The sequence below is a fragment of the Priestia sp. P5_B4 genome, from assembly GCF_056400385.1.
Map to the genome: position 1 here is coordinate 21,405 of NZ_JBFULJ010000008.1, position 20,713 is coordinate 42,117.

The window sequence follows — 20,713 nt, forward strand, 5'->3', positions numbered from 1 at the left end:
AAACAAATGGAGATTATCCAGGTTGAAACTGTTGATGCAATAAGCTTCATTACGTTGAATAGACAAACTGCTAACGCTTTGTCTCAAGACTTATTAAAAGATCTTTCAAGTGTTTTAAAACATTTAGAAGATAGTAAAGAGACAAGGGTTATCGTCATTAAAGGTGAAGGGAAATTCTTTTGTGCCGGGGCTGATATAAAAGAATTCACATCACTTCAGCAGGAAAAAGAATACGAGAAGCTTGCTGTTAACGGTCAAGAGCTCTTTGAGTATATTGAAAATTACCCAAAACCAGTGATTGCAGCTATTCATGGAGCTGCTTTAGGCGGAGGGTTGGAGCTTGCTATGAGCTGCCATATCCGTTTGGTAACAGAAAATGCTAAGCTGGGCTTGCCTGAGCTTCAGTTAGGGATTATACCAGGATTTGGAGGAACTCAGCGATTACCTCGTTATGTAGGAGTTCATAAGGCTTGTGAGATGATGCTGACAAGTGATCCAATATCCGGAAGCGAGGCAGTGGAGTTAGGATTGGCAAATGCAGCTTTTGAAGAAAGTCAGCTTATCAATGAAACATTTTTACTTGCTAGAAAAATTGCCAAAAAAAGCCCAATCTCTGTTAAAGCCACCTTGCAGCTGCTTCAGCATGTAAAAACAGATGCTTATTACAGCGGCATCAAAAAAGAAGCGCAGTTTTTTGGAAGCGTATTCAAAAGCAGGGATGCTCAAGAAGGCGTAGCCGCTTTTATTGAAAAGCGCCAGCCTAAATTTTTAGGAAAATAAGCTTAGGAGGGGAATTAAATGAATATTTACGTGTTAGTAAAAAGAACATTCGATACAGAGGAGAAACTTTCATTAAAAAATGGTCAAATTGTTGAAGATGGGGCTGAATTTATTATTAATCCTTACGATGAGTATGCAGTTGAAGAAGCTATTCAGCTAAAGGAAAAGCATGGCGGGGAGATTACGGTCGTGAGTGTAGGAGGGGAAGAATCAGAAAAAGAACTCCGAACAGCTTTGGCTATGGGAGCAGATAAAGCGGTTTTAATCAATACGGAAGATGACATAGAAGATGGCGATCAGTACACGACTTCTAGGCTGCTGGCACAGTACTTAAAAGAACAATCTCCTGACTTAATTTTGGCAGGAAACGTAGCGATTGACGGAGGTTCGGGCCAAGTGGGACCGCGCGTAGCAGAACAGTTAGAAATCCCTTATATTACGACGATTACAAAATTAGATATCGAAGGTGAAAAAGTGACTGTTGTACGCGATGTGGAAGGTGATTCCGAGGTTATCGAAACGTCGCTTCCTCTTTTAGTAACAGCTCAGCAGGGACTTAACGAACCTCGCTATCCATCTCTTCCAGGGATTATGAAAGCGAAGAAGAAACCGTTGGTTGAAGTGGAATTGGATGATTTAGATTTAGATGAAGATGATGTAGAAGCAAAAACAAAGACAATTGAAATTTATTTGCCTCCGAAAAAAGACGCAGGACGCGTACTACAAGGAGATATAAAAGATCAAGTGACAGAACTGGTCAATTTACTGCATAAAGAAGCAAAAGTTATTTAATAAGTCAAAAGTTAAAACAATGGGGGTATTGCAATGGGACGCAAAGTGTTAGTTCTAGGAGAAGCACGTGATGGGGGATTACGAAACGTATCGTTTGAAGCGATTTCCGCAGCGTCTACTGTAGCTGACGGTGGGGAAATTGTTGCAGCGTTAGTAGGAAAGGACGTAAAAGCTTTAAGTGAAGAGCTTATTGCATACGGAGCGAATAAAGTTGTTGTGACGGAGCATGAAGATTTAGCTGCTTACACATCGGATGGTTATGCTCAGGCGTTATTAGCCATCATTGAAAGTGAACAACCTGAAGCTATCGTATTTGGCCATACGGCTCTTGGCAAAGACCTAGCGCCAAAATTGGCAGCTCGCTTAGACAAAGGACTTATCTCAGATGTGACGGATGTAGAAGTTGGAGGGGATCAAGTAGTCTTCACCCGCCCAATTTATTCTGGTAAAGCATTTGAAAAGAAAATCATGACCGATGCTTTTACGTTTGTCACGATTCGTCCAAATAATATTTCACCGCTTGCAAAAGATGAGGGACGTACAGGCGATGTAGAGGATTTAAATGTTGAAATCAAAAACCTGCGTACAGTTGTAAAAGAAGTTGTACGGAAAGCAACGCAAGGGGTTGATTTATCCGAAGCAAAAGTCGTGATTGCAGGTGGTCGAGGTGTAAAAAGCACGGAAGGTTTTGGACCTCTCCAAGAACTAGCGGACGTGTTAAATGGAGCTGTTGGGGCGTCTCGCGGAGCGTGCGATGCAGATTACTGCGACTATTCTCTTCAGATCGGTCAGACGGGCAAAGTAGTCACACCAGATTTATACATTGCCTGCGGAATCTCGGGAGCCATTCAGCATTTGGCCGGCATGTCAAATTCAAAAATTATTGTTGCCATTAACAAAGATCCTGAGGCGAATATTTTTAAAGTAGCTGATTACGGAATCGTTGGAGATTTATTTGAAGTGGTGCCTCTGCTAACGGAAGAATTCAAAAAGCTGAAAGTACAGTCTGCGTAAGAGGCTGAGGCAAAAGGATTTTAGACGAAGTGAAAAATGAACCATTGATCAAGATGTTTGATTAGTGGTTCGTTTTTTTGTTAGGGTAAACGCAGGTTTCATGTGTGTGGGTCTTTCTAGCAGTTGATTGGAGAGCAAGGCGAAGACTCCTGCAGAAAGCGAAATCTTACACAGAAATCATCTGCGGTGTCGCAAGCGGTTCAGCCCTTGTATACTATTCGTTCGTCTTTAGATAGGATTCATTTCGTTATGTCTCAGCCTCATGGAAAACGAAATTTTCTACGTATGTTTTTATGTGAATTGTACAAACTAGAGCGGAGAATAAACAGTATAAATGTAAGCAAAAAGTTAGCAAACCTTATTTGAAGGTGATATACTGTGAGTAGAATTTGGATATTGCATATATTTAGGAGGAATTAAAATGGCTATTGCACATGCTACAGATAAAAACTTTACAGATGAAATTAAATCAGGCCTAGTGCTTGTTGACTTTTGGGCACCATGGTGTGGCCCTTGTAAAATGATTGCTCCAGTTCTTGAAGAAATCGATGGCGAACTTAACGATAAAGTTAAAATCGTGAAAGTAGACGTTGATGAAAACCAAGAAACGGCTGGAAAATTTGGTGTTATGAGTATCCCAACTTTAGTATTATTTAAAGATGGAGAGAAAGTTGACCAAGTAGTTGGTTTCCAACCAAAAGAAGCATTAACAGAATTAATTAATAAACACGCGTAAGTCAAAACCTAGCTCAGGCTAGGTTTTTTCTTTTTCTCCACTTTTTCTCTTTTGGGAATACTTTTATTTAGCGAATATGCGTTCGTTTGTTTTATACTAGATGTAAGGAACACCGCCATAAATCCGGCTTATGTGCATGTATTGTAAAGCAGGAAAGAATGTAGGTTACGCTTCATAAGCGAATGTATAGATGGACAGAGTAAGAGAAGAGGAAGGAGAAAAATATGAACGATTATTTAAAAGAAAAGCTGGCTATTTTACCGGATCAGCCCGGCTGTTACTTGATGAAAGATAAATATGGAACGGTCATTTACGTAGGAAAAGCAAAAGTATTAAAAAATCGAGTGCGCTCCTACTTTACCGGATCTCATGACGGAAAGACGCTTCGACTTGTAAACGACATTGTCGATTTTGAATATATCGTCACATCTTCTAATTTAGAAGCACTTATTTTAGAAATGAATTTAATTAAAAAGCATGATCCAAAATACAATATCATGCTTAAAGATGATAAGGGTTATCCCTTTATTAAGATTACAGCTGAAAAGCAGCCCCGACTTGTTATTACAAGAAAAATAAAAAAAGATAAAGGGAAATACTTCGGGCCTTATCCTAACGTTCAAGCTGCAAATGAAACAAAGCGGCTTCTTGATCGCATTTATCCATTAAGAAAGTGCTCTACCATGCCAGACAGACCTTGTTTGTATTACCATATCGGGCAATGCCTAGCTCCTTGCGTAAAAGAAGTAAAAGAAGAGCAAAACAAACAAATTATTGAAAATATCACGCGGTTTTTAAATGGTGGATATGAGCATGTCAAAACAGAATTAACTGAAAAAATGTTAAAAGCTTCAGAAGAACTTGACTTTGAACGGGCTAAAGAATATCGAGATCAAATTGCTCATATCGAAGCGACAATGGAAAAGCAAAAAGTAACGTTTAATGATTTTGTTAATCGAGATGTGTTTGGCTATTCTTATGATAAAGGCTGGATGTGTGTTCAAGTTTTCTTTATTCGCCAAGGGAAATTAATTGAGCGAGAAGTTTCTATGTTTCCTTTTTATAAAGAGCCAGAAGAAGATTTCTTAACTTTTATCGGTCAGTTTTATGCCAAAAATATTAAGCCAAAAGAGGTAATGGTTCCAGCAACGATTGATGCAGAGTTGGCTGAGAAATTAGTAGAAGTAGAGGTTCAGCATCCAAAGCGAGGCAAAAAGAAAGAATTAGTAGAGCTTGCGTGTAAAAATGCAAAAATTGCGCTCGGTGAAAAATTCTATTTAATTGAACGAGATGAAGAGCGCACGGTTGGCGCAGTTGAACGGTTAGGAGAAGAGCTTGGAATTGCCGCTCCTTATCGGATTGAAGCATTTGATAATTCAAATATTCAAGGGACAGATCCCGTTTCTGCGATGATTGTTTTTGTTGATGGGAAACCGGAAAAGAAAGAATATCGCAAATATAAAATTAAGACCGTAAAGGGACCAGATGATTACAGTTCCATGAGAGAAGTCGTTCGCAGACGGTATTCTAGAGCGTTAAAAGAGGGTCTTCCGCTTCCAGATTTAATTGTTGTAGATGGAGGCAAAGGGCATTTAGCTGCAGTACAGGACGTTCTCGAAAATGAATTGGGACTTTTAGTGCCTACAGCAGGTCTTGTCAAAGATGATAAGCACAGAACCTCCAACCTGATGATTGGTGAGCCTCCTCAAATCATACCGCTTGAACGCAATAGTCAAGAATTTTATTTGCTTCAGCGAATTCAAGATGAAGTTCACCGCTTTGCGATTACCTTCCACCGTCAAGTGCGCTCTAAGTCCGCTTTTCAGTCTGTTTTGGACGATATTCCGGGAGTGGGCGAAAAGCGTAAAAAAGCTTTGTTAAAGTATTTTGGTTCGGTGAAAAAATTGAAAGAAGCAACGGTTGATGATATTCGAAATTCAGGTGTTCCTCAAAACATCGCTGAAAAAATTTATGAAACATTGCAAAAATAGTCTTGAAATAATAGAAAATATTTGATAAGCTATTAACTAATTTCATACGACACTTCATCAAATGAAGTGAAGATAGAGGTGCAAATTTAATCAGTACGTATCAGGAAGGGTATGAGCTCTTATGAATGATGCGGAAAGGGAAATTTGCCGAAGTGAACATTACCTCATAGTAATGATTGCTGGTTCTGCGTTGAATAAACGTAGGATTGTCAAGATGTAGATTCTTGGAGAGCTATCTCACGGCAGTGGACGGTTATGTTTTATAATTTTCGTTCGTTAAGCAATGAGAGCTCATCTCATTGCTTTTTTTATTGTCTGAGTAAAAAAATTTAGCTTCTCATCATCCTRCATATGCAAATTTATTGAAAAGGAATGAACAAAATTATGGCATTAATCGTTCAAAAATTTGGTGGAACATCTGTTGGTTCTGTTGAACGTATCCAACATGTAGCAAACCGTGTTATTCAAGAAGCAGAGCGCGGTAACCAAGTAGTTGTTGTTGTATCGGCAATGGGCAAAACTACAGATGCACTGGTGAAATTAGCAAGTGATATTACGGACAGTCCAAGCAAACGCGAAATGGATATGCTTCTTACAACTGGAGAACAAGTAACGATTTCCCTGTTAACAATGGCCCTTCAATATAAAGGGTATAAAGCAACTTCGCTAACAGGTTGGCAAGCTGGTATCCAGACGGAAGCAGTTCACAGCAATGCACGAATCCAGCACATTGACACGACTCGTATTCAAAGCCAATTAGATAGAGGCCGAATCGTAGTAGTAGCTGGATTCCAAGGCTGTTCAGGAGATGGTAGCATTACAACATTAGGTCGAGGCGGCTCTGACACGACGGCAGTAGCTCTTGCCGCAGCATTAAAAGCTGCAAAATGTGATATTTATACAGATGTAACAGGAGTGTTTACGACAGATCCGCGCTATGTAGAAGATGCTCGTAAGCTTCACTCTATTTCATATGACGAAATGTTAGAATTAGCTAATTTGGGAGCAGGGGTGCTGCATCCGCGCGCTGTTGAGTTTGCAAAAAATTATCAGGTACCGCTAGAAGTGCGTTCAAGCTTAGAAAACGAGAATGGAACGATTGTTGAGGAGGAAGTTTCAATGGAACAAAACTTAGTCGTAAGAGGAATTGCGTTTGAAGATAATATTTCACGAGTGACAATTGAAGGGTTAAACAACGAGTTGCAAACTCTTTCTACTATTTTTACAGCATTAGCAAAAGAACAGTTAAATGTGGACATTATTATTCAAAACGTAACGGCTAATAATCGTCTCTCTATCTCATTTTCTATTAAAACCGTAGATGTAGACGCCGCTCTTGCCGTCTTAAAAGAGTATAAATCTACTTTGGGATATACGCGTATTGAACATGAAAGCGGTTTGGCTAAAGTATCAATTGTCGGCTCTGGCATGATTTCTAATCCAGGCGTTGCAGCCGAAATGTTTGAAGTGCTGGCAGGAGAGAAAATTGAAGTGAAGATGGTCAGCACGTCTGAAATTAAAGTATCTACAGTTGTACCGCATGCTGATATGGTAAAAGCTGTTGAGACGCTTCACGTAGCATTTGAATTAGAAGAGCAGCAAGCAGTGCAAGTATAAAGAAGAGAAAAAAGACGTGGGATCTCCACGTCTTTTATATATACGTATTTCCTACTTTTTATAACGCTCCGCGCGTGTTTCGGTAGGTAAGATATCTTTTCGGTCCCACTGCACGGAAATCAGCACTTTTCCGTTCTTTTCTTTATGTGTTAAGTAGGCTTCTGTTAGGCAGTTGTTTTGACGCTGAATCTGTTCAGCCACAAATCCTGACTCAAGATGAAACGAACAAGTTTCCTGCTGAAATCTTTTGCTGACCACATCACCTGATAACTCAAGCTCTAGTGAATATTTATCTTTTTTTGCAAGCGTCAGTGTTCCCCAGGAAGCTGCTTTAAAAAAAGCGACGATTTCATCCATTGTATTTAATGGGTATTTCCGCGCAAGGTGTTTTCCTGCCCAGTATGAAATGGTATTCGTTTCGTCTCCAAGAAGCTCTGGAATTAACACGTCACGCAAAAGGCTGTATCCGAAATATGAAACGTGATCAAGAGTTCTCTCTGTTTCAGCTGTGACATTAGGTTCTGATGTTTCCATCGTCTCTTCAAGTTCTTGCTGTGATTCTGTTTGTAAATTGCTCATGCTTTCCCCTCTTTCTTTACTACTATTATATACAAATCTAAAAAACCTCTCACGCATTTTTTTAATAAAATGTAAGAGGATCTTTATTATGGTAAAAAGAGTTAGATGTAAAGATAAAAAATCCATAATATACCTTTTAAAAGGGTACTTTTACCTGTGTAAATGTTTTGTGAACTTGTTTACAATAAAAGTATAAAGTAAACGCTTACTTATTTGTGGCAAGCAATATTATAATAGAAAGAAAAAATCTGTAATATCAATACAGTAAGCGTTAACAAATATAAAATTTTATAAATTTATATTTTATAGAAGATTTAAACATCTTGCCTTGACGCTCTTAATCGATGGGAGTAAAATTAACCTGTCACATACTTTATTAGGAAATGCAAAGGTTTTCATTTCCTGTATTCACGATTAATCTATTTGTCTAGTGGGAGTAAGAAAGTTCTTCACAAACTATGTTCATTTAACTAAGGGGGGTCTACGCAGATGGCGGCAAACAGAGAGTTTCAATATCGGAGAATCCATTCATTACTTGGGGTAATACCAATCGGGATTTTCTTAACACAGCATTTAGTTGTGAATCATTTCGCGACAAAGGGAGAAGAATCATTTAATCAAGCAGCTCACTTCATGGAGAGCTTACCTTTCCGCTATGCTCTAGAAATTTTCATTATTTTCTTACCAATCGTTTTTCACGCAATATACGGTCTTTACATCGCATTCACTGCTAAAACAAACGTTAACAACTACGGTTTTTTCCGTAACTGGATGTTTATCCTTCAGCGTGTTTCAGGTGTAATCACACTTATCTTCATCACATGGCACGTATGGGAAACCAGAATACAAGCTGCGCTTGGAAAAGAAGTAGATTTTCAAATGATGGAACGAATTTTAAGCAACCCGGCAATGCTTGCATTCTACATAGTTGGTGTTGTATCTACGATCTTCCACTTTGCAAACGGTCTATGGTCATTTGGAGTTAGCTGGGGGTTAACTGTAACACCACGTTCTCAAAGAATTTCAACTTATGTGACATTAGCAATCTTCTTAGCACTTACATTTGTAGGTGTTCGTACATTATTCGCATTTGCATAAAATTAAGGTTTTGAAGGAGTGGGGTTCCGATGAGTAACGGAAAAATCATCGTAGTCGGTGGCGGTTTAGCTGGCTTGATGGCAACAATAAAAATTGCTGAGTCTGGCAAGCAAGTAGATTTATTTTCACTAGTTCCGGTAAAAAGATCTCACTCAGTTTGTGCGCAAGGTGGAATCAACGGAGCCGTAAACACGAAAGGTGAAGGGGATTCACCATGGGAACACTTTGATGACACAGTGTACGGCGGAGACTTTTTAGCCAACCAGCCACCTGTAAAAGCAATGTGTGAAGCAGCTCCTGGTATTATTCACTTACTTGACCGCATGGGTGTTATGTTTAACCGTACTCCTGAGGGTTTGTTAGACTTCAGACGATTTGGCGGGACGCAGCATCACCGTACGGCTTTTGCTGGAGCAACAACGGGTCAACAATTATTGTACGCATTAGATGAGCAGGTTCGTCGCTATGAAGTTGCCGGACTTGTGACAAAGTACGAAGGATGGGAATTTTTAGGTGCTGTTCTTGACGATGAGCGCAGCTGTCGCGGAATTTCTGCACAGAATTTAAAATCAATGGAAATTAAAACGTTCCCAGCTGACGCGGTTATTATGGCTACAGGTGGACCTGGAATTGTTTTTGGGAAATCGACGAACTCAGTTATTAATACAGGTTCAGCGGCATCTATCGTGTATCAGCAAGGTGCATACTATTCAAACGGAGAGTTTATTCAAATTCATCCARCTGCTATCCCAGGAGATGATAAGCTTCGTCTTATGAGTGAATCTGCTCGTGGAGAAGGCGGACGCGTTTGGACATATAAAGACGGTAAACCTTGGTATTTCTTAGAGGAAAAATATCCTGCATACGGTAACTTAGTACCTCGCGATATTGCAACTCGTGAAATTTTTGACGTCTGCGTAGCGCAGAAGTTAGGAATCAACGGAGAGAACATGGTTTATCTGGACCTTTCACATAAAGATCCAAAAGAGCTAGACATTAAACTTGGAGGTATCATCGAAATCTATGAAAAATTCATGGGCGATGATCCGCGCAAGGTACCAATGAAAATTTTCCCAGCCGTACACTATTCAATGGGCGGTTTATGGGTGGATTACGATCAAATGACAAATATTCCTGGCTTATTCGCAGCTGGTGAGTGTGATTATTCACAGCACGGAGCGAACCGTTTAGGAGCAAACTCATTATTATCAGCTATTTATGGTGGTATGGTTGCCGGTCCTAAAGCGGTTGAATACATCAATGGTTTAGAAAAGAGCGCAGATGCTATTTCTTCAAGCGTATATGATCGTCATGTGAAAGAAGAAGAAGAAAAATGGAACAATATCATGAATCTTCAAGGTACAGAAAATGCATACGTTCTTCATAAAGAGCTAGGGGAATGGATGACTGACAACGTGACAGTCGTACGATACAATGACAAACTGTTAAAAACAGATGAAAAGATTCAAGAATTAATTGAACGCTATGATCGTATTAACATTAATGATACAGCTAAATGGAGTAATCAAGCGGCAACATTTACTCGTCAGCTGCAAAACATGCTTCAGCTTTCACGTGTTGTAACGCTAGGAGCTTACAACCGTAACGAAAGTCGCGGTGCTCATTATAAGCCAGATTTCCCAGATCGTAACGATGAAGAATTCTTAAAAACAACAATGGCATCTTTTGTAGATAAGAAAACGGCTCCTTCTTTCCATTATGAAGAGGTAGACGTATCGTTAATTAAACCGCGTAAACGCGACTACACAAAGAAAAAAGATGAAAAACCAAAAAAACAACAAGAGGGGGTTCGTTAATCAATGAGTGAACAACAAACAGTCCAAAAGACAGTGCGCTTCATTATTACACGTCAAGATTCAGCTGAATCTGCTCCTTACAATCAGGAGTTTGAAATTCCGTATCGTCCGAATATGAACGTTATTTCAGCACTGATGGAAATCAGACGTAACCCTGTTGATGCTTCAGGTAAAGAGGTTGCTCCGATAAACTGGGAAATGAACTGTTTAGAGGAAGTATGCGGAGCCTGTTCAATGGTCATCAACGGTAAACCTCGTCAGTCATGTACAGCTCTTGTTGATAAACTAGAACAACCAATTCGCTTACAGCCAATGAAAACATTTCCTGTGGTTCGTGATTTGCAAGTAGACCGCAGCCGTATGTTTGATTCACTAAAAAAAGTAAAAGCATGGGTTCCAATCGATGGCACATACGATTTAGGTCCAGGACCGCGTATGCCTGAAAAGAAACGTCAGTGGGCGTATGAGTTATCCAAATGTATGACATGTGGCGTTTGCTTAGAAGCTTGTCCAAATGTAAACGACAAGTCAAACTTCATCGGTCCAGCACCGCTTTCTCAAGTTCGCCTGTTTAATGCCCATCCAACCGGTGCGTTAAATAAAGGAGAACGTTTAGAGACGATTATGGGTGATGGAGGACTAGCGAACTGTGGGAATTCTCAAAACTGCGTTCAATCATGCCCAAAAGGAATTCCATTGACTACTTCAATCGCAGCTTTGAACCGCGATACAACAATTCAAGCATTCAGAAGTTTCTTTGGTAGCGATCAAGTATAATCACTCAAAACCTCTCCACGCGGAGAGGTTTTATTTTGTCTATGACGAACGGAGGAAATACAGATGAATAATATTTCGTATATTGAAGACATGGATCATTGGAAAGAGTCATTTTCGTTTAAGCAGGAGATCAAGGTAAGATTTTCGGAAACAGATATGTTTGGGCATTTAAATAATACGGTTCCTTTTGTTTATTTTGAACAAATACGTACGGAATTCTTTCACCATATTGGCTTTATGCAAAAGTGGACGAGTGAGCATGAGGGAACCATACCGGTGGTGGCTGATTTGCAGTGCGATTATGTCAAACAAGTGTATTTTGGCAACATGCTATCTGTTTTTGTAAAAGCTCATAGAATTGGACGTTCGTCGGTTGATTTACACTATATGATTCAAAATGAGCAAAAAGAGGTTGTACTCACCGGGAGAGGAACAATGGTGCAAATTTCTAAAGAAACAGGAAAAAGCGTCCCGTGGAATGAAGAGATGAAAAGGTGTTTATCAAATATATGAAAATGGCTTGAAGGCTCTTTCTTCAGGCTTTTTTTCTTTTTTAAAGGTGAAAAAGAGTTTTTTGCATATTTTTTCTAAAACTAGTAACCGCGTAGGCATACCGCACATAAGATATGTTGACTAAATTTACACCCATCCGATAGTTCAACTCAGGATCAGGCAAGGAGGGTTACATTGAAAGAAAAAGAGTTTCAACCTAAACCGCTACTTACAAAGCGTGAACGAGAAGTATTCGAGCTTTTAGTACAGGACAAAACAACAAAAGAAATCGCGAGTGAACTATTCATTAGCGAAAAAACAGTTCGAAATCATATTTCTAATGCGATGCAAAAGCTTGGAGTCAAGGGGCGTTCTCAAGCAGTCGTAGAACTCCTTCGAATGGGAGAACTTGAACTATAACATGAGCTGGCTTTCTTCTTAGAAAGCCAGCTTTTTGTATATTTTTTTCAGTGTCGCATACATATCTAAAAAGAATAACGTTAAGAAAAAATTATGAAAAAGGTAAATATTTATAAAAAAAACTTATTGCTTGAAATTGAATTTCAGAGTACGTATACTTTTAAGTAAGGAGATACTAGTTCAGAAGAAAGAGAGGTGAGATGATGAAAAATATATGGATGAGCTTATTGTTATGCATGATATTCTGTTTGCCTTTTGCGAGTTTGCCAGATAAATTTATTGATAACGACTTTGAAAAAGTGAAGGTCACAAAAAGTTCGGTTCAGCATTACACGGATATCGTGCACATGTCTCCAGGAGCTAAGCACAGCGTTAAACAAATAGGATCTCTCATACAAAGTGTGATAGTAACTTTTGCTTTAGTATGGGTGAGTGCCAAACTCATCATTCCGACGCATCAAATTGCGTATTTTATCCTCAAGAAAACACTTTTTTATCCAAAAATCTTTCAATCAAGTTACCTCAATTAAATAAAAAAGGTTGAAATTTCAACAGCCTTTTCTCCAAACCTAAAATTACCAACTATTCTTAGGCTTATTTGCTATGCGGATTTTCTAGGCAAATAACGCGGCAAAATTAAAAAATTCTTTTTAAAAACTTTATAGGAGTGATCATTCAATGATGATTAAAGAAACGGAGTTACCAGGAATCGGCCGTAAATTTGAAATTGAGACAAGCGGAGGAAACCGCGTAGTCGTTATCATTCATGATGATGGAAGACGTGAAATCTATCACTTCGATCAAAAAGATTTAGAAGAAAGCATTTTTGACATTACGTTAACAGATACGGAATCAAGACAGCTAGCTGCAATTTTAGGCGGCATGATTTACAAGCCAAAAGCAATGGAAACCATTGAAGTGGCATTCAATGACTTAGTTATTGAGTGGTACAAAGTTGAAAAACAAGCGAAAGCTCACAGTAAAACAATTGGTGAAATTGACGTTCGCAGCAATTATGATGTCACTATCATCGCCGTCATTAAAAACACGCAAAAAAAATTATCAACTCCAGGACCAGATACGTTAATTGAAGAAGGAGATACGCTTGTTATCTCTGGAGAACGAGGAAATTTAAAAACGCTCATTAAAGAATTGCTTTCACAAGGAGGTAGTTCATAATTGGATCATTTAGTATTTGAAGTTGGGACAGCTTTGTTACTAGTAGCTTTAGCGGCTATACTAGCACATAAATTTAAATTTACGATTATTCCATTCCTCATTCTGCTGGGCATGGCGGTCGGTCCCCATGCTCCTGAGTTTGGCTCATTCAGTTTAAAGTTTATTGAAAGCCAAGAGATTATTGAATTCATGGGGAGAATTGGAGTTCTCTTTTTACTCTTTTATTTAGGATTAGAATTTTCAGTTGGAAAGCTAATTAAATCAGGTAGGTCCATCGCGGTGGGAGGATCTATTTATATTTTAATTAACTTCACTTTAGGATTATTGTATGGATACCTGACAGGAAATCCTCTTCTTGAAGTGCTGATTATCGCTGGAATTATTACGATTTCGTCCAGCGCCATTGTCGCAAAAGTATTGGTTGATTTAAAACGAACAGCGAATCCAGAAACGGAACTGATATTAGGGATCATCATGTTTGAAGATATTTTCTTAGCCGTTTATCTTTCTGTCGTTTCAGGGTTGGTGCTTGGAGACCACGGATCGCTTGCTGGATCTTTAACATCTATTTTAATTGCGTTTGGCTATATGATGCTGTTCTTTATCATTGCTCGAAAAGCCACGCCGCTGCTAAATAAACTTTTAAATATTTCATCAAACGAAATCTTTATAATCGTCGTTTTTGCGGTATTGTTTTTTGTGGCAGGCTTCTCAGAAACAATTCACGTGGCAGAAGCAATTGGTGCGTTATTGCTTGGACTTGTATTTTCTGAAACGGAACATCGCGATCGGATTGAACATCTTGTCGTACCGTTTCGTGATTTCTTTGGAGCTATCTTTTTCTTCAGCTTCGGGTTAAGTATTGATCCTCTTACGCTGTGGGATGCAGGATGGCTTGCGCTTGGCGCAGTTGCGCTTACGATCATTGGTAACTTTACAGCCGGTATGATTTCAGGAAGAAAAAGCGGGCTGTCACACAAGGCCTCTACCAACATTGGGTTAACGATTATGTCACGAGGCGAGTTTTCGATCATTATGGCTAACATTGGAATTGAAGGAGGATTATCCGCAATTCTTCAGCCATTCGCCGCGCTTTATGTATTGATCTTAGCTATTATTGGCCCTTTGTTAACGAAGGAGTCTAAGCATATATACGGATTTTTAAACTCAGTATTTAAATGGAAAAAGCCAAATCCTCAAGGATCAAAGTGATAAAATATATAAAACACAGTTGACAAATCGGATTAATATGATAAAATTCAAAATAATCCAATAACAAATCAGTTAAATATAGCAACGGGCTGATCGGTCAACCGAAAGCTCCTACCTTTTTCAGGTAGGAGCTTTTGTGTTTTTAGATGAACGAGCTTTTAATTTAAAAATTCAAGGAGGAGGAACTGCTGTGAGTGTTGTCATTCAATCTGTTAACCGCTCATTTCAAAAAGGAGAACAAGTAACTCAAGCATTGCGAAATGTAAATCTTACGATTAATAAAGGTGAATTTATCACCGTTATTGGTCCGAGCGGGTGCGGAAAAAGTACACTGCTTAAAATGATTGCAGGACTTGATATGGATTATGAAGGACGTATTGAAATCAACGGGAAGTACATAGCCGGACCTAGCATTAAACAAGGAATGATCTTTCAAGAACACCGCTTGTTCCCTTGGCTTAATGTAGAGCAAAATATAGCGGCTGACTTATCGCTGAAAGATTCGAACGTTCGGCGCCGCGTAGATGAGTTAATTGATATTGTCAGGCTGAAAGGATTTGAAAAAGCTTATCCTCGAGAACTATCTGGGGGGATGTCTCAACGAGTTGCTATTGCGCGTGCTCTTTTAAGAAATCCAGAGGTTTTATTGTTAGATGAACCGTTTGGTGCGTTAGATGCTTTTACGCGCACTCATTTGCAAGATGTGCTGCTAGACATATGGAAAAAAGAAAAAACAACCATGATTTTTGTTACCCATGATTTAGATGAATCCATTTACTTGGGGACTAAAATTGTGATTATGAGTGCCAGACCAGGAGAAATTAGCCGGGTCGTTCCAGTAGAAATTAGTCATCCGCGAAAAAAGACAGAGTTACCGTTTCAGCAGCTAAGGCAGCAAGTACTGAAAGAATTTGAAGAAGCAGGAGAACATTAAAGATTCAATAAGACAGAGAAGGGGACAGAACAGATGAAAAAGCTACTTTTAACTGCAGCTATTGTACTTGTTCTCGCATTGGCTGGGTGCGGGACGAAAGAAAAAGCGAGCGGAGAAGATTCAAAAAACGTTACGATTAATATTGGTATCCAACAAAGCTTAGGTCCTTTAATGCTGGCACAAAACCAAAAATGGTTTGAAAAAGAATTTAAAAAAATAGGTGTAAATGTTAAATGGACAGAGTTTCAAAGCGGACCTCCACAATTTGAAGGTTTAGCATCTGGACATTTGGATTTCGGCCAAGTTGGAAATTCACCGGTTATTTCTGGTCAAGGCGCAGACATTCCGTTTTTAGAAATTGCTAATTCCAGCGACGGGTTGAAAGGAAATGCCATTTTAGTAGGGAAAAACAGCAAGATTAAAAGCGTAAAAGATTTAAAAGGTAAAAAAATCGCGGTTGCGAAAGGAAGCAGCGGTTTTAATTTATTGTACAGAGCTCTTGACCAAAATGGGTTGAAGCCAAGTGATGTAAAGATTATTCAGCTTCAGCCAGACGAAGCTCAGCCAGCATTTGAAAATGGATCAGTGGATGCATGGTCAATCTGGGAACCGTTTATTTCACTGCAAAACTTAAAAAATGAAGCTCGCATTTTAGCAGACGGCGATTCATTAAAGGTTGCTTCACCAGGTTTTACTATTGTAAGAGAAGGCTTTGCAAAAGATCATCCAGAGTTAGTCGTTAAGTTTTTACAAGTTTATCAAAAAGCGCTTGAATGGCAAAACGAACATTTTGAAGAATCTGTGGATATTTTAGCAAAACAAAAAAATCTAGATAAAGACGTAGTAAGACAAGTGTTAAAAAATAATCCTGCCTATAATCGCCCAACCTCTAAAGAAATTATTGCAGAACAACAGCGGACAGCTGATTTTCAACAATCTTTAGGCGTTATTAAAAAGAAAATCGATACTGGAGATGTCGTTGATAATTCATTTATTGAAAAAGCATTAAAAGAAAAATGAGGTGATGAAAATGAGTAAAACATCTGTGGTTTCAGGACACGTCCAGTCTTCAGCAGCTCACTTGCAAAAAATGAAAAAAAGAAAGGAAGAAGGGAAAAATAAGCAGGGGATTTTTCTTCGTTCTCTTGTCGTGCCACTTCTGCTTATTGTCGTGTGGCAAATCATTGGTTCTGCGGGCTATGTATCCAAAACTGTTCTTCCTACACCTGTTGATATCATACTTTCTTTCAAACAGCTCATCGTATCTGGAGAACTCGGAGCTAACCTTCAAATCAGTATTTTGCGTGCTGCCATAGGTTTTGCCGTTGGAGCTGGACTAGGGTTACTATTTGGTGTAATTGTCGGTTTCTCAAAGAAAACGGAGCACTATATGGATCCATCTATTCAAATGCTTAGAACTGTTCCTCACCTTGCGTTGGCGCCTTTATTTATCTTATGGTTTGGCTTTGGTGAAATTTCAAAGATATTGCTAATTGCAAACGGCGCATTTTTCCCAATCTATGTTAATACGTATCTAGGCATTCGCGGCGTGGATTCGAAATTATTTGATGTTGCTCGTGTTCTTCAATTTAGTAAATGGAAACAAATCACAAAACTCATTTTACCAGCTGCTCTTCCTAATATTTTACTTGGTGTCCGTTTGTCTTTAGGTATTGCATGGCTCGGACTGGTAGTTGCTGAATTAATGGGAGCAAGTGAAGGTGTAGGATACATGATTATGGATGCTAGACAGTTTTCTCAAACGGACGTAGTTTTTGTCGGAATTATTATTTTTGCTGTTGTAGGCAAATTAACCGATTCATTTGTCCGAGTATTAGAAAAGCGTCTTCTTAAATGGAGAGACAGCTACGCAGGTGAAAAATAAAAGAAGGATTTATATACGCATTAATCCTTGTAAATCTATCAGTTTTATAAGTTAAAAGGAGAGATGATAATGAGCCAGGTTACAATTATTACAGGAAGCCCTTCAAAGCAATCAAGGTCAGCTGCTTTAAGCGAGTATATTGCATTATATCTACAAGATGAAAAATATGAAGTGAAAACCGTGCATGTCCGTGACTTGCCCGCTGAAGACTTAGTATATGCTAACTTTTCTAGCCCTGCGATTCAAGAAGCTCAAAAGAAAGTCGCAGATGCTGATGCCGTTATTATTGTCAGCCCAATTTATAAAGCTAGCTACACAGGAATTTTAAAAACATTTTTAGATTTAATACCTGAAAAAGGTTTACACAATAAAACCGTACTGCCGATAGCCACAGGTGGAACCATTGCTCACCTACTGGCTCTTGATTATGTATTTAAGCCGACTTTATCCGTTTTAGGAGCTACTGCTCTTATTCATGGAGTTTATATTGTTGATTCTGAAGTGGCCTATACGAAAGAAAATGAAATTGAGTTTATTGCGGAAGAAGCAGAAGTGAGAATTAAACGTTCATTAAAAGAGCTGGGATATCGTCTAGAACAAACGAAAAGGAGTGTTGAATCATGAAAATGTTATGGTTTATTCCTTCCCATGGAGATGGAAGATATTTAGGGACAAATCGAGGAGGGCGTTCAGCAGACTATTCATATTTTCGGCAAGTTGCTCAAGCAGCTGACCGGTTAGGGTTTGAAGGAGTTTTGATTCCAACGGGGAAATCATGCGAAGACCCGTGGCTATTGGCTGCTTCACTTATACCTGAAACAGAGCGTTTGAAATTTTTAGTAGCGGTACGTCCCGGCATTATGGCTCCTTCTGTGGCAGCACGCATGACCTCGACTCTTGATCGAATTTCAAACGGTCGTTTACTAGTTAACGTAGTAGCAGGAGGAGATCCAGCAGAATTAGCCGGAGACGGCCTTTTCTTATCACATGATGAACGTTATGAAGCTGCGGATGAATTTTTAGATGTGTGGAAAGGGTTATTGGCTGGAGATACGGTCAATTATGAAGGAAAATATATTCATGTAGAGAACAGCGAGCTGTTGTATCCACCTGTTCAAAAACCTTCTCCACCTATTTATTTTGGCGGATCTTCACCCGCAGGACAAAAAGTTGCAGCAAAACATTCTGACGTGTATTTAACGTGGGGCGAACCTCCTGAACAAGTAAGAGAAAAAATAACGGCTGTGAGAAAGAAAGCAGAAGCAGAAGGCAGAACCGTTAAGTTTGGGATTCGTTTGCATATTATTGTACGCGAAACGGAAGAAGAAGCTTGGCAAGCAGCCGATCGATTAATTCAGCATTTGGACGACGACACGATTCAAGCTGCACAGCGTACTTTTGCTAGGTATGACTCAGTCGGGCAGYAGCGAATGGCGAGCCTTCACAGAGGAACCCGAGAGGAACTTACGATTAGCCCTAACTTATGGGCAGGTGTAGGGCTCGTCCGGGGAGGTGCAGGAACTGCACTAGTAGGCAGTGCTGAAAATGTAGCGAAACGAATAAAAGAATATGAAGCTTTAGGAATTGAATCTTTTATTTTATCAGGCTATCCGCATTTAGAAGAGGCTTATCACGTAGGAGAGTTATTGTTCCCGCTTTTAAATATTGATGACGGTGAAGGAAAGAGTGAAAGCATCGGTGAGATTATTGCAAACGATAGGTTTCCAAAAGCTTCAACGTCGTAAAAGAAGAACCGGTGAAAAATTCACCGGTTCTTCTTTTACATTCATCTCAGCCGAGAGACGAGTTCGTTAAATTGTTGGTTTAGGTTTTTCAGGTGCAGCTTGTTTATCTTTTCGACTTTCTTGAATATATACTTTAAAGAGAAAAATATTTAAACAGCCCAGTGTGAGGAATAACGGTGCAAAATAATATTCTTGAGACATAAGTAGGACGAAAACGCTCCCAAAACAGAACAGAGAACTAAACATAAAGTAAAACTGTAAGAATCTTCTCATTTTAGTCGCCTCCTATTCTTTTTCTTCTTACAATTATTATATCAAATACTTTCCAAAAAAGACACAAAATATTCACAAAATGTTCAATTTTTTTCTTATTTACCTATTGATTTTTTTGTCGATATGTAAATTTAGTGGGTTGTAATACCAATTAATTCCTGATCTTAACTTTCCGATGGAAAGTTTATGTAAAATTTTATATGATAGAGAAATGGTATTGAAAAAAGGGGGAAAATCATCATGAGACGAATTGGGTGGCTATTTTTTACTATGGCAATTCTCTTATTAATAACTGCCGGTTGCTCAAATGATCAACAGAAAGCACAGGATCGATTTGATAAATATGTAGCTATGTGGAATAAAGAAGATTTTAAAGGCATGTATGGATACTTGTCTAAAGATGCTAAAAAGACGATTTCAGAAAAAGATTTTGTAAATCGATATAAAAATATCTATGATGCAATTGAAGCGGACAAGCTTAAAGTGAAGGCAAGTAAAATAGAAGACTTAGAAATAAAAGACCATAAAGCTGTTTTACCTTTTGAAGTAAACATGAACTCTGTAGCCGGTGAAATCTCATTTAAAGAAAATGCTGCTGTGGTTCAAGAAAAACAAGGGGATACAGAGAATTGGTATATTAATTGGAAGCCTAATATGATTTTTAAAGGACTTAAGCAAGGAGAGCAAGTAAGAGTAGCTACTCAGTCAGCTGTGCGTGGAGAAATTATGGATCGTTCAGGGAAATATTTAGCTCAAAACGGAGAAGCGATTCAAGTTGGAGTTGTTCCCCAGCAGTTTTCTAAAGGCGGCGAGCAAGCGATACAACAATTAAGCAAGACTCTTGCTCTTTCAGAAAAAAGTATTAATCAAGCACTGAGCGCTTCTTGGGTGAAAGAGAATCAATTTGTTCCTATTAAAACAGTTAGTCAAAAAGACGCCTCTAATTTAGAGAATTCTTTGAAAAAAGTAGAAGGCATTCAACAAAAAAAGGTAAATGCGCGCGTATATCCTTGTGAAGAAGCGTGTGCCCATTTAGTTGGATACATTGCGCCTGTCACAGCGGAATATTTAAAAGAGCATAAAGATGAAGGCTATAATGCTCAGTCTAAAACTGGAATGATTGGCTTAGAGTCTTTATATGAAGATAAGCTTCGTGCTCGAGACGGCGTCACAATTTATACTGTAGATAAAGATGGTAATAAAAAGAATGAAATTGCAAAAATGAATCCAAAAGACGGGGAAAGCATTCAAGTTACGGTAGACACGAATGTTCAAAAATCCCTTTATGAACAGTTAAAAGCTGAAAAAGGAGTAGCTACTGCTCTTCAACCTAAAACGGGAGAAATATTAGGTCTTGTAAGCACGCCAGCTT

21 protein-coding genes and 1 riboswitch are annotated in these 20,713 nt (G+C 38.8%); of the genes, 20 read left to right on the plus strand and 1 reads right to left on the minus strand.

Features of this window, described 5'->3' with window-relative positions:
* Positions 1-6: 6 nt before the first annotated feature.
* From AC1DRF_RS02245 to AC1DRF_RS02270, 6 genes are all read left to right on the plus strand, one after another.
* A complete protein-coding gene (locus AC1DRF_RS02245) occupies positions 7-780 on the plus strand; it encodes an enoyl-CoA hydratase (RefSeq protein WP_477740290.1) in 774 nt (257 codons plus the stop codon).
* Positions 781-798: 18 nt separating this feature from the next.
* Positions 799-1,572 carry an electron transfer flavoprotein subunit beta/FixA family protein gene (locus AC1DRF_RS02250; protein WP_016765685.1) on the plus strand — a complete coding sequence of 258 codons (774 nt, stop codon included), beginning with the start codon at positions 799-801 and terminating at the stop codon, positions 1,570-1,572.
* Positions 1,573-1,605: 33 nt separating this feature from the next.
* A complete protein-coding gene (locus AC1DRF_RS02255; RefSeq protein WP_013085165.1) occupies positions 1,606-2,586 on the plus strand; it encodes an electron transfer flavoprotein subunit alpha/FixB family protein in 981 nt (326 codons plus the stop codon).
* 421 nt (positions 2,587-3,007) lie between these two features.
* Positions 3,008-3,322, plus strand: coding sequence for a thioredoxin (gene trxA, locus AC1DRF_RS02260; RefSeq protein ID WP_013059404.1), 315 nt, complete (start codon positions 3,008-3,010; stop codon positions 3,320-3,322).
* Positions 3,323-3,546: 224 nt separating this feature from the next.
* Positions 3,547-5,313, plus strand: coding sequence for an excinuclease ABC subunit UvrC (gene uvrC, locus AC1DRF_RS02265; protein WP_013085164.1), 1,767 nt, complete (start codon positions 3,547-3,549; stop codon positions 5,311-5,313).
* A 65-nt stretch (positions 5,314-5,378) separates the two neighbouring features.
* Positions 5,379-5,556: riboswitch (Lysine riboswitch) on the plus strand.
* 141 nt (positions 5,557-5,697) lie between these two features.
* The gene (locus tag AC1DRF_RS02270; RefSeq protein ID WP_477740291.1) at positions 5,698-6,930 is read left to right on the plus strand and encodes an aspartate kinase; all 1,233 of its coding nucleotides are present in this window, start codon (positions 5,698-5,700) and stop codon (positions 6,928-6,930) included.
* Between the two features lie 51 nt (positions 6,931-6,981).
* Here the strand turns inward: AC1DRF_RS02270 and AC1DRF_RS02275 are convergent, their stop codons facing one another.
* Positions 6,982-7,509: a YslB family protein gene (locus AC1DRF_RS02275; RefSeq protein ID WP_013059401.1), complete on the minus strand. Its 528-nt coding sequence runs from the start codon at positions 7,507-7,509 to the stop codon at positions 6,982-6,984.
* A gap of 489 nt (positions 7,510-7,998) precedes the next feature.
* On the opposite strand from AC1DRF_RS02275, the gene AC1DRF_RS02280 reads away from it, so the two are divergent.
* The 14 genes from AC1DRF_RS02280 to AC1DRF_RS02345 all read left to right on the plus strand — a co-directional run.
* Positions 7,999-8,607 (plus strand): succinate dehydrogenase cytochrome b558 subunit, encoded by a 609-nt coding sequence (locus AC1DRF_RS02280; protein WP_013059400.1) that lies wholly within the window; start codon positions 7,999-8,001, stop codon positions 8,605-8,607.
* A gap of 29 nt (positions 8,608-8,636) precedes the next feature.
* Entirely contained in the window at positions 8,637-10,424 is a 1,788-nt protein-coding gene (gene sdhA / locus AC1DRF_RS02285; RefSeq protein ID WP_477740292.1) for a succinate dehydrogenase flavoprotein subunit, read from the plus strand.
* 3 nt (positions 10,425-10,427) lie between these two features.
* Positions 10,428-11,201, plus strand: coding sequence for a succinate dehydrogenase iron-sulfur subunit (gene sdhB / locus AC1DRF_RS02290; protein WP_013059398.1), 774 nt, complete (start codon positions 10,428-10,430; stop codon positions 11,199-11,201).
* 63 nt (positions 11,202-11,264) lie between these two features.
* Positions 11,265-11,714, plus strand: a complete 450-nt coding sequence (locus tag AC1DRF_RS02295) for an acyl-CoA thioesterase (RefSeq protein ID WP_043976044.1) — start codon at positions 11,265-11,267, stop codon at positions 11,712-11,714.
* Between the two features lie 174 nt (positions 11,715-11,888).
* A complete protein-coding gene (gene gerE / locus AC1DRF_RS02300) occupies positions 11,889-12,113 on the plus strand; it encodes a spore germination transcription factor GerE (RefSeq protein WP_013059396.1) in 225 nt (74 codons plus the stop codon).
* A gap of 203 nt (positions 12,114-12,316) precedes the next feature.
* Positions 12,317-12,643 carry a hypothetical protein gene (locus AC1DRF_RS02305; RefSeq protein ID WP_026106709.1) on the plus strand — a complete coding sequence of 109 codons (327 nt, stop codon included), beginning with the start codon at positions 12,317-12,319 and terminating at the stop codon, positions 12,641-12,643.
* A gap of 148 nt (positions 12,644-12,791) precedes the next feature.
* A complete protein-coding gene (locus AC1DRF_RS02310; RefSeq protein ID WP_013085158.1) occupies positions 12,792-13,292 on the plus strand; it encodes a cation:proton antiporter regulatory subunit in 501 nt (166 codons plus the stop codon).
* On the plus strand, positions 13,293-14,504 hold the full coding sequence (locus tag AC1DRF_RS02315; RefSeq protein WP_427075338.1) for a cation:proton antiporter: 1,212 nt from the start codon (positions 13,293-13,295) through the stop codon (positions 14,502-14,504).
* 190 nt (positions 14,505-14,694) lie between these two features.
* The gene (locus AC1DRF_RS02320) at positions 14,695-15,438 is read left to right on the plus strand and encodes an ABC transporter ATP-binding protein (RefSeq protein ID WP_026106708.1); all 744 of its coding nucleotides are present in this window, start codon (positions 14,695-14,697) and stop codon (positions 15,436-15,438) included.
* A gap of 33 nt (positions 15,439-15,471) precedes the next feature.
* Positions 15,472-16,458 carry an aliphatic sulfonate ABC transporter substrate-binding protein gene (locus tag AC1DRF_RS02325; protein ID WP_028411749.1) on the plus strand — a complete coding sequence of 329 codons (987 nt, stop codon included), beginning with the start codon at positions 15,472-15,474 and terminating at the stop codon, positions 16,456-16,458.
* A 10-nt stretch (positions 16,459-16,468) separates the two neighbouring features.
* Entirely contained in the window at positions 16,469-17,323 is an 855-nt protein-coding gene (locus tag AC1DRF_RS02330; RefSeq protein ID WP_377572835.1) for an ABC transporter permease, read from the plus strand.
* A gap of 69 nt (positions 17,324-17,392) precedes the next feature.
* Positions 17,393-17,947: an NADPH-dependent FMN reductase gene (gene ssuE, locus AC1DRF_RS02335; protein ID WP_427075337.1), complete on the plus strand. Its 555-nt coding sequence runs from the start codon at positions 17,393-17,395 to the stop codon at positions 17,945-17,947.
* Complete coding sequence (gene ssuD / locus AC1DRF_RS02340; protein ID WP_477740293.1) at positions 17,944-19,068, plus strand: FMNH2-dependent alkanesulfonate monooxygenase; 1,125 nt, start codon at positions 17,944-17,946, stop codon at positions 19,066-19,068. The genes ssuE and ssuD overlap by 4 nt, the downstream gene beginning before the upstream one ends.
* A 513-nt stretch (positions 19,069-19,581) precedes the next feature.
* Positions 19,582-20,713 (plus strand): NTF2-like N-terminal transpeptidase domain-containing protein (locus tag AC1DRF_RS02345; RefSeq protein WP_477740294.1); only part of this gene is annotated, 1,132 nt, incomplete at its 3' end.